The organism is Neisseria wadsworthii 9715 (genome assembly GCF_000227765.1).
GTDB classification, from domain to species: Bacteria; Pseudomonadota; Gammaproteobacteria; order Burkholderiales; family Neisseriaceae; genus Neisseria; species Neisseria wadsworthii.
In genome coordinates, this window is sequence record NZ_JH165159.1 from 1452055 (window position 1) to 1462399 (window position 10345).

General features: G+C 50.7%; 9 protein-coding genes and 1 pseudogene. 2 read left to right on the forward strand and 8 right to left on the reverse strand.

What is annotated here, in order from left to right; translation table 11 throughout:
* Window positions 1-51 precede the first annotated feature (51 nt).
* Window positions 52-771 (forward strand): annotated as a pseudogene (locus tag HMPREF9370_RS06615) (transposase).
* A 171-nt stretch (window positions 772-942) separates the two neighbouring features.
* On the opposite strand, the gene HMPREF9370_RS06620 reads toward HMPREF9370_RS06615, so the two are convergent.
* The 8 genes from HMPREF9370_RS06620 to HMPREF9370_RS06655 form a co-directional block, all read right to left on the reverse strand.
* Complete coding sequence (locus HMPREF9370_RS06620; RefSeq protein ID WP_244963434.1) at window positions 943-1116, reverse strand: hypothetical protein; 174 nt, start codon at window positions 1114-1116, stop codon at window positions 943-945.
* Window positions 1117-1376: 260 nt separating this feature from the next.
* Complete coding sequence (hemW, locus tag HMPREF9370_RS06625; protein WP_009116632.1) at window positions 1377-2552, reverse strand: radical SAM family heme chaperone HemW; 1176 nt, start codon at window positions 2550-2552, stop codon at window positions 1377-1379.
* Between the two features lie 4 nt (window positions 2553-2556).
* Window positions 2557-3162 (reverse strand): RdgB/HAM1 family non-canonical purine NTP pyrophosphatase, encoded by a 606-nt coding sequence (gene rdgB, locus HMPREF9370_RS06630; protein ID WP_009116633.1) that lies wholly within the window; start codon window positions 3160-3162, stop codon window positions 2557-2559.
* A gap of 3 nt (window positions 3163-3165) precedes the next feature.
* On the reverse strand, window positions 3166-3402 hold the full coding sequence (locus HMPREF9370_RS06635; RefSeq protein WP_009116634.1) for an NGO_0222 family membrane protein: 237 nt from the start codon (window positions 3400-3402) through the stop codon (window positions 3166-3168).
* Window positions 3403-3493: 91 nt separating this feature from the next.
* Window positions 3494-4702 (reverse strand): uracil-xanthine permease family protein, encoded by a 1209-nt coding sequence (locus HMPREF9370_RS06640; RefSeq protein WP_009116635.1) that lies wholly within the window; start codon window positions 4700-4702, stop codon window positions 3494-3496.
* Window positions 4703-4875: 173 nt separating this feature from the next.
* The gene (locus HMPREF9370_RS06645) at window positions 4876-6012 is read right to left on the reverse strand and encodes an ABC transporter permease (protein WP_009116636.1); all 1137 of its coding nucleotides are present in this window, start codon (window positions 6010-6012) and stop codon (window positions 4876-4878) included.
* A 20-nt stretch (window positions 6013-6032) separates the two neighbouring features.
* On the reverse strand, window positions 6033-7376 hold the full coding sequence (locus HMPREF9370_RS06650; protein WP_009116637.1) for a sodium-dependent transporter: 1344 nt from the start codon (window positions 7374-7376) through the stop codon (window positions 6033-6035).
* A 161-nt stretch (window positions 7377-7537) separates the two neighbouring features.
* Entirely contained in the window at window positions 7538-8746 is a 1209-nt protein-coding gene (locus HMPREF9370_RS06655) for an ABC transporter permease (protein WP_040667006.1), read from the reverse strand.
* Between the two features lie 231 nt (window positions 8747-8977).
* Here HMPREF9370_RS06655 and HMPREF9370_RS06660 point away from each other — a divergent pair, with 231 nt between their 5' ends.
* Window positions 8978-10018: an endonuclease/exonuclease/phosphatase family protein gene (locus HMPREF9370_RS06660; RefSeq protein ID WP_009116639.1), complete on the forward strand. Its 1041-nt coding sequence runs from the start codon at window positions 8978-8980 to the stop codon at window positions 10016-10018.
* Window positions 10019-10345 lie beyond the last annotated feature (327 nt).

Sequence of the window (10345 nt, forward strand, 5' to 3'; positions counted from 1 at the left end):
ATAGGGGATTTTTCATGAGCACCTACCTTCTTTCAGCAAACCGCACAAACCATGATTGCCAAACACATTGACGGCTTCCCTTTATTGAAACTGGAGCAGGTGATCGATTGGTAACCGATCGAGTATTACCTTAACCATCAAAGAACCCGTTACCTTCGAAACACCGCGGCCGTTCCGCCTATCCCCCGTTATCCATGTTCAAGCCGTTCTGCTCGGCCAATGGCACAGCCTCTCCGATCCCGAACTCGAACACAGCCTCATTTACCTGCATCGATTTCAACCTGTTTTGTCGCTTTGACGAATTAAGTATCCTTGATCACAGCACCTTATGCCGCTACCGCAACTGGTTGGCACAAGACAATACCCTGGTCGAATGACTGGATCTGATTGACCGCCAACTGACTGAGAAGGGCTTAAAAGTAGAGAAAGCACGAGCTGCAATCGTTGATGCCATCATTCGTTTATGCCGATCAAGGCTACGACAGCTTGGAAAACCGGCAACATTTGAAAGAACGCCAGTTGCGGGACGGCATTATGTGCAAATCCCATCGCAACCGACCGTTGACGGCAGCACAAATCAAGCGTAACCGACATTTATCGAAAAACCGTTATGTGGTCGAATAAAGCTTTGGTAGGCTGCACCGTAAATTCCGCCGTGCCCGGGCAACTTATTTTGGTCTGAGCAAAGTGAGTGCGCAAAGCCACCTGAAGGCGATGTGTTTGAATCTGCTGACAGTAGCCAATAAGCTATGTGTGCCTGTTGCCGTTTGAAAGGCGGTTCAGATATCCGGTTATCGGGTATCTGAGGGGAATAAAGGGAGTATTTGGAATAGAAAACAGCCGAAATCCGGTATTTGGATTTCGGCTATCTGAATAAAAGGCTATTTTGTAAAGGTCTCAAGCATTATCTTTGATTAATGGTAATTGGTTTATGCGGGCCGCTTAGGCTGCGTTGAAACCAAGCTCGTTAATGGCCGTTTTGAACATTGCTGTGTCGAAGCCTTCGAAGTGTGTTACCACAACCACGCCGGTTTCATAGTTGGCATTAACCATGCGGACGTTTTCTACGGTTTCGCCTCTGGCAATGATTTTTTTCGCGTCATCGCGGCTAGACATTCCGTTTACCTGTAATTTTGTTTGGGGCATATCAGTTACCTCATTTTTATAGTGATTGATATAAAACTTGTCTGAACGACGTGGTAATTCTGCCTATAATTCATGAGTTTGTCCAATGCAAGATGACAGGATGCTAAGCTTTTCGATTAGATTGTTTCATTTGTGCATCATCACTTCTGAAACATTAATAATGGTTTCTATTTAAGCCGCTCTGAGATTTTAAATTGTAGGCAATCCGTTAAATCATATAGCAAGAAAATTTATAGGAAACATTGCAGTAAATCATTCAAAAACCGTTTGCCGTGTTCGGTGGGTACGAAGCGCGACGGGTCGGATTCCAATAGGCCGAGTGTTTGTGCCTGAGTGATTTGGGATGCGACTTGGGCAATGCTGATACCCGTGCGCTCTTCCAAATAAGCGGAGGGTACGCCTGCACTCAGCCTTAAAGCGTTCATCATAAATTCAAATGCCAAATCTTCGGCGGCAACGGGCTTGCGCTCGATGGCGCTAAAAGGATCGCCCTGCATGGCGGCCAGGTAATCTTGCGGATGGCGGCGGCGGGTGGTGCGCTCGATATGGGTCGGGTAGGAAATTTTGCCGTGCGCGCCTGCGCCGATGCCGATATAGTCGCCAAATTGCCAGTAATTCAGATTGTGGCGGCACTGTTGGCCGGGGCGGGCGAAGGCGGAGGTTTCATAATGTTCGAAGCCGGCTTCTGCTAAAGATTGATGCACGATTTCTTCAATGTCGAGTGCAGTTTCGTCTTGGGGAAAACCGGGTGGTGGGGTGTGACCGAAAGGGGTGTTGGGCTCCATGGTGAGATGGTAGGCGCTGATGTGGCCGACGCTGGTGGCAATGCCTGTCTGAATATCATGACGGGCCATTTCCATAGTCTGCTTGGGCAGGGCATACATCAAGTCAATGTTGACCCGCTCGAAAATGTTTTGCGCAGATTCGATGGCTTTGCGCGCTTCTGTGCTGTTGTGAATGCGGCCCAAGGCTTTCAGACAGGCATCATCAAAGCTTTGCACGCCAATCGAAAGGCGGGTAATGCCTGCATCTTTAAAGCCTTGGAATTTTTCGCGTTCAAATGTGCCCGGATTGGCCTCCAAAGTGATTTCTGCTTGCGGCTGCAGCTTGAGAAGCGAGCGCACGCCGGAGAGCAGGGTGTTGACGGCTTCGGGGGAAAACACGCTGGGTGTGCCGCCTCCGATAAACACGGTTTCCACCGTGCGACCCCAGATATTCGGCAGCTCGGTTTGCAAATCGGTAAGCAGGGCTTGGATGTAGCGGTTTTCGTCAAGCGCGGATTTGATGGTGTGCGAATTGAAATCGCAATAAGGGCATTTTTGGATGCACCACGGAATATGGATGTACAGCGACAAGGGCGGCAAGGTGGTGAGCCGGCCGGGCTGGGAAAAAGAAATGGGAAGCATAGTGTTAGGTTTGGGATTGTGCGGCGCTGATTTTGCCCATTAATTCGTTGAGCGCTTGGGCGCGGTGGCTGATGGCGTTTTTAACTTCCGGCGCAAGCTCTGCTGCGGTTTTATGGTGTTCGGCCACATAAAAATGCGGATCGTAGCCGAAGCCGTTGGTTCCGGCGGCTTCCGGCTGCCATGTGCCGCGCCAAATGCCTTCTGCAATGATGGGCTGCGGGTCGTGTTCGTGGCGCACCAAAACCAATACGCAAACATAGTAGCAGCTTTGGTCGGCTTGATTGGCAAGCTCCGCAGATAATTTTGCATTGTTGGCCGCATCGGATTTTGGGTTATTGCCGGCAAAGCGGGCGGAGAATATGCCGGGTGCCCCGCCGAGCGCGTTGGCACAAATGCCGGAATCGTCTGCCAGCGCAGGCAGGCCGGAATGTTTGCTGGCATGGCGGGCTTTGGCTAAAGCATTTTCAACGAAAGTTAGATAGGGCTCGGGGCATTCGGGCACGTTGAAATCTGATTGTGGCAGGATTTGGATGTTTTTTTCGGCAAACAGGCGGGAAAATTCGCGCAGTTTGCCTGTGTTGCCGCTGGCGAGTACGATTTTTTCAAACATGATTTAGTCCTGTTTTGCTTGTTTAGCAGTAGCTTGCATCATTTTATGACGAGCGTGTTCGCGGAGGAACAGGGTGAGGCAGGCAACTTGGCCGAACACGGCGCCGAAGGCAAACAAAAAGGCCGCAATGCCGAATTGCTTGCTTTGAATCGACAGAAGATAGCTGCCTAATGTTACCAAGGCGATAAATAATAGGGTGAAAAGCGCGGTAAGCAGCAGATAGGTTTTGCGTTTGGACATATGCACGGGTGGGAAGGAAGGTGAATGATGAAGGGATTGTACCGCATATGCCTGTCTGAAAACTTTCAGACAGGCATGATTGGCAAATTAATCAGGCTTTTTTATCCGGCAGAATCAGGTTCAGAATAATTGCCAAAATGGCACATAAACCCACACCGGCAAAGCTGATGCTACCGAATTTTACCAGCATGCCGCCTACGCCGGTTGTGAGCACGGTGCTGACGATCACCAGATTTTTCGGACGCATTAAATCAACTTGTGCGTCAATCAAGGTTTTCAGACCCAACGAGGCAATGGTGCCGAACAGCAAAATCATCACGCCGCCCATTACAGGCAGCGGAATAGAGGCCAAAAAGGCGTTGAATTTGCCGAAGAACGCCATAAAAATTGCAAAAATCGCCGCCCAGGTCATGATGACGGGATTGGCGTTTTTGGTTAGCATCACTGCGCCGGTTACTTCGCCGTAAGTCGTTACCGGCGGGCCACCGATCAAACCCGCCACACACACGCCCACGCCGTCGCCGGCAAGAGTGCGGTGCAGGCCGGGGTCTTGAGCGTAATTTTCGCCGGTTACTTTGCCCACCGCCATTACGCCGCCTATATGTTCTATAGCAGGAGCGATGGCAACCGGCAGCATGAAGAGTGCGGCCTGCCAGTTGATTTCCGGCGTGTGAAATTCGGGAACGGCAAACCATGGCGCGTTGGTAATGCCGGCCGTATCCACAAAGCCCGTTGCCAGAGCAGCCAGATAACCGCTGCCCACGCCGATTAGAATCGGTATCAGCTTCATCATGCGGCTGCCGAACACAGCGATAATAACGGTTACGGCGAAAGTGAAACCGGAAAGCAGCAGAGATTGCACATAATCGAATTTTTGCTCCCCGCCTGCCTGACCCATCGCCATTTGGCTGGCCACTACCGCAACCGATAAGCCGATCACCATAATCACAGGGCCGATAACTACGGGCGGGAGCAGGCGGTTTACCGCGTCCAAGCCGCGCCATTTGATGAGGGCGGCAAACAGGAAATACATAAAACCCGCGGCAAACAGGCCGAACATGGTTCCGCCCATGCCCCATTCCTGCATCGAGTAAATAATCGGTGCGATAAAAGCAAAAGAGGAACCTAAGAAAATAGGCACCTTGCGCTTGGTAAAAGCTTGGAACAACAGCGTGCCGATGCCTGCGCCCAAAAGAGCCATAGCAGGATTAAGCCCTGTGAGAATCGGCACCAAAACCATAGCGCCAAAGGCGACAAAAAGAATTTGTGCGCCGGAAATAGCCAATTTAAGTTGCTGCATAAAATTACGCTTTCTTTACATAAACGCGCAAATTATAACTTTTTGCAGTTTTTTATGCATGGTTATTTTCAGACAGACATTTTTTGTAGGTGGATTTGTTATTTCCTCGTAGATAATTATGTAATTGAGTTTGCCTATACAGAGCCGTTACCCTCATTGAAAAAGCAACACCATTACGACTCAAACGTGGTGCGGCTATATTTCACATACCACCATAAAATTAGCCAATAAACTGCCAGTAATCCCAATAATATCCACAATAAATATGCTCCTTCGGTAAACGGCGTGCCGATTTGGTTGAACCGCACCGAAGCCTGAATGCCCGCCGTACTCGGAATCAGCCAGCGGAGCCATTGCAAAGGCAGCGGCAGCGATTCGGCGGGCCAGGCGTAGCCGCTGAGGAAAAACATCGGTATCGAAGTAAACATCAGGAGCTGTAAAGAGCGCTCGCGCTTTTGGAACCATAAGCCGAACAAGCAGCCGAGTGTGGCAACGGTGGGTGCGAAGAGCAGGGTAAAAGCCAGCATCCCACCGATATTTTGACCGCGCGCGTAATCCTGAATATAAAACACACAGCCGAAATAAAACAGCGACATCAGCCAGCCCATTACCGAAAGCGCGAAAATCCTGCCCGCCCATGCCTGCATGGTGGCATATTGCCCCTTTTGTTCGCGCCATGTGCCTACCAGCAAGGCAGAACCCATCATCAGAAGCTGCTGCACAATCAGCACTGCCACACCCGGCACAACATAATTACCGTAGCCTTGCGTAGGGTTGTATTTCACCTGCATGGCAAACGGAATCGGGTTTTGTGCGGCAAAGGCTTGTTCCGAAGTCATACCGCCCGCTTGCAGGCGTTTGATTTGGATGCCTGCGGAAACTGTGCCCACCACTTCGGCAAAGCCTGTCTGAACTTCTTTGCTGACCAAAAGATAGCTGCCGTTTGCCAACACGCCTGCCCGCGCAGGCCGCTGCATCATCACATCGTTTTTCAAACCAGCGGGCAGCACCATATAGCCGCCGATTTCCCCTTTCCACAACGCTCTTTTAGCATCATGTTCGCTGGGCATCGTCCGAACATCTAAGCGAGGGCTGGCTTCCGCCATGCGCACAATACGCTGCGACAAAGTGCTTTTGTCGTAATCGACAATTGCCGCCGGAATCCGCCGCGCCGTCTGCGTGCTGTACGGCCACGGATAGAAAAAGCCGTAGAGCACGGGCGCAATCACCAGCATCAGCAACACGCCTTTGTCGGAAAAGATGTTGCGGATGGTGTCGATGAATGCGTTGGTAAATGTTTTTGGTTGCATCGGTGAATTCAGAAGCAGTTTTAGAGCGTTATCCAGCCCAAGGTGTTGGCGAATACCAGCAAAATGGCCAGCGGCGCCAGATAGCGTAAAGCGGTATGCCATATCACACCGATAAACGGCGGTATGGTCGAACCTTGCTGCATGTGCTGCAGCACGTCATTGCGCTTTTGCACCCACGCAGTAAATAAGGCAATCAGCAAAGCACCGATAGGCATCATCCATGAAGTAATCAGATAATCCCATAAATCGAAAACGGTTTTGCCGAAAATGGTGTTGTCAGCCAGTATGCCGAATGATAAGGCTGAAGGAATGCCTACGATAAGAATCGCTGCGCCCAGCAGCCAAGCAGTTTTGCGACGCTTGTGTTCATGATTGTGTATCACAGCGGCCAATACCGTTTCGAGCATGGCAAAAGCCGACGTTAAAGTAGCAAATGAAACCAATAGCATAAATATTGCAAATAAAACGCCGCCAAACGGAATTTTTTGGAACACGGCCGGCAATACGATAAAAATCAGTCCCGGACCGGCGCCCGGTTTGAAACCGAATGCGAACACGGCAGGGAAAATAACCAAGCCGGCAAGCAATGAAACCAGCATGTTCAACCACATCACGCTGTTGGCCGAGCGGAACAAATCCTGTTTATTCTCCAGATAAGCCGCATAAGTAATCATGGCCGATACGCCCAGACTTAAGGCGAAAAAGGCTTGCCCCAGCGCAGTCAGCACAGATGATGCGTTTACCGCGCTGAAGTCGGGTTGCAGAAAAAACGAAACGCCTGCCATAGAGCCCGGTAAAGTGAGGGAGCGAACAGCCAATAGCAGAAACATCATAAATAAAATCGGCATCAGCCAACGGTTGGCTTTTTCAATACCTTGGGAAATACCACCTTGCACCACGGAAACGGTGAGCAGCATAAAGAGAATCTGATAGCCGATGGCAGAGAAAGGGTCGCTGATAGTATGGTTAAACAGGGCTTCAAAATCGGTTTGTGCCGAAACGGCCCCCTGAAACGCATGCACCACATAAGCCAGCACCCAGCCGCCGACCACACTGTAAAACGATAACAACACAAAACACGCCAGTACACCCATACGCCCGACCCAATGCCAAGGGGTGTTTGGTGCCAGTATTTTAAAAGCATCAATGGCGTTTCTCCCGGATTTTCTGCCGATATAAAATTCAGCCAGCAAAATCGGCAGGCCGATTAAGATGGTAAAGATTAGAAACAACAGAAAAAACACCGCGCCGCCGTTGGTGCCGGCAGTGTAGGGAAATTTCCAGATGGCGCCCAGCCCGATTGCCGAGCCTGCCGCAGAGAGAATAAAACCGATTTTGGATGACCAATGTGTTGATTTAGACATAGTTTGAAAAAGTTATTTCAGTTTAAAAACAAACATTCACCTTGCCGTGAGGGCGCGATTGTAGCACCGTTTGCTGCTGTCACGGCAATGCCTGTCTGAAAAATATTCATGCAGACAGATGTTTCAGACAGGCATCAATAAAACCTGTATCACAACACACATTACCTTGCGCCCCAACGCTCGGGCAACCGATAAGCGCGCTGCGCCAGCTTGGTTGCCGCCAGCATCAAGAGGGAGGCGGCCAGCGCCGACCATAATAAAGGCTTGGCCGACCATTGCCATGGAGCCCCCATTTCCAGCAGCCCTTGTTGCAATTCGAGATAATGCGTTAGCGGCAGAAGATCCGACCAATTCTGCGCCCATGTCGGCATGGCGATTCGGGGGAACGCAATGCCCGAAAACGCAAAAGCCGGCGCGGTGATAAAGCCTGTACTCGATAAACCCATGCGCAGCGACATCGGCAAAGCCGTAACAATCACACCCAGCCACAGCGATACCAGCATCATTAAACATAGCCCCAGAAACGTTGCCAGCCACGAGAGGGCACCAACATCATGTATCTGCGCCAGTAGCCACAGCAACATGCCGCTCCATATAGTAAAAGTCAGCGTCGGCCACAACAGTTTGCCGCACAAGGCAGACAGCGCATCAGCGAAACGCACGCGCTGATGTTTCAAGCGACAGCCCGCTTTGGTTAACCAATCATGCAAACTTTTATCACGTATTTCGCGCCCGAAAGCCACCGCACCCGCCGTCATCGCCAAAATATGCAGCAGCCCCGGAATCAGCGTGGTTGCCAAAAACTGCTGATAATCCGTGGAAATATTAAAGAGCGCGGAAGTGCTCGTGCGTATCGGGATGAACGTGTTTTCCGCCTGCTGCGGAGATGCCCCGCGTTTGTTGAGCGCTTTCATTTCCACCCCTGCCGAGAGCGTTACCGCCACGGCTTGCACATCGCGCACCAACACACCGGAAAACGAACCGAACTGCCCGTTAAGCTGCAAAATCAGCGGCGAGACCTTGCCCTGCTTGATTTGGCGCGAAAAATCATCCGGAATCACCACCACGCCGTACACATCTATTTTGTCCATGGCTTGTTGCGCAGCGCGTTCGTCGGTATAGGTTTGAGCCACTTTCAAAGCAGGCGCGCTGTCGAGATAGCGCACCACTTGGCGCGACAGGGCGCTATGGTCTTTGTCCAACACACCGATAGGCAGGCCGGTAATGGTGGCGCTGCCGAATATCCACCAAACCAGCAACACGCTGGCCAGCGGCAGCCACAGCAGCAAAGCAAGCTCCCAGCCTTCGCGGCTGAGATAGCGCCACTCCAAACGCGCGCTCTGCCAAAAAATTTCAATCAGTTTATTCATATGGTTTTGCTTTTTCAGACAGGCATTCATGCCTGTCTGAAAATATCCAATTCAATAGAGAAGAGACTAGATTTGACAAGCTGCAATTATATTGCAGAAAATCAAAGATAAGCAGTTTGAATTTATGCAATATGTTTCAGACAGGCATAAATGCCTGTCTGAAACAAAACAGCCGTTGCGATTTGCCAGTTGACATAAGCGCCGTCATATTTGACAGCCGAAGGAGGATTGATGACGTACTACGCCGGACTCAAACACATTCAAGATGCCGCCGCCCGCCGCCGCACCATCGAAGGCCTGCAACGCCTGCGCAAAGCCTTGGCCGAACAAATTCCCACCCGCACTGTTTCCAACACCCTTCTCTTGGCCACATGGAACATCCGCGAGTTCGATTCCGGCAAATACGGCTACCGCAGTGAAGAAGCCTATTACTACATTGCCGAAATCCTCAACCACTTCGACCTGATTTCTATCCAAGAAGTGCGCGACGGCCTCTACCCGCTGCAACACCTGCAACGGCTGCTCGGCGACAACTGGCAGTTTCTCGTTACCGACGTAACCCTCGGCACGTCCGGCAACTCCGAGCGCATGGCCTATCTCTATGACCGCCGCAAAGTCAGCTTCACCGGTTTGGCTGCCGAACTCGTACTGCCCAAAGACAAAGGCGCAGAAGAAGAACCCTTGCAGCTTGCCCGTTCGCCCTATGTGGCAGGCTTCAAAGCAGGCTGGGCTTATCTCACGCTCGCCATCGTGCATATTTATTACGGCCAAAGCGTTGCCGTCGATCCGCGCCGTTTCAACGAAATCAAATCCTTCAGCCAAACCATCGCCAAACACGCCGCCAAACTTTCCGGCGCACCGCAATATCAGCCCGGCGCAGAAGTAAAGCCCGACAACCTTATCATGCTTGGCGACTTCAACATCTTCAACCGCAATGACGTAACCATGCAGGCCATCACCGAAGCCGGATTCGTCGTGCCCGAAGAGCTTAAAACCATTCCCGGCTCCAACGTCGCCAAAGACCGCCATTACGACCAAATTGCCTACTACAAAAAACTCGCCAAACTCAAACCCACCGGCCGAGCAGGCATTTTCGACTTCTTCGAACACGTTTACCGCTTGGAAGACGAAGCCGTCTATGCCAAAGAGCGTGAAACCAAACCCGGCCGCAGCTTCAAAGACTGGCGCACCTATCGCATGAGCGATCACCTGCCGATGTGGATTGAGTTGGGGATTGATGATATCGATGCTTATTTGGATAGGTTGAAATAGTTTTAAAAAAAACTTAAAAATATAGTCAATTCACTTACATAATCACGATACTGTCATACTCGGGCTTGACCCGAGTATCTCCTAAAGTTACTGAAACTCAAGATACTCGGGTCAAGCCCGAGTATGACGAGCGTGCTATAGTTAATCAATACATTTTCAAACCAAGGTAGCAAGCCGAAGACAGTACAGATAGTACGGGACTGATTTTGTTGCTGCTTCAGCAGTTTGCAAAATCGCTCTCTTTGAGCTAAGGCGCAGTAACGCCGTAGTAAAAGTTAAGCTACTAACTATAATCAAGTGAATGAATAATAAAAAGCCCTGATAAAT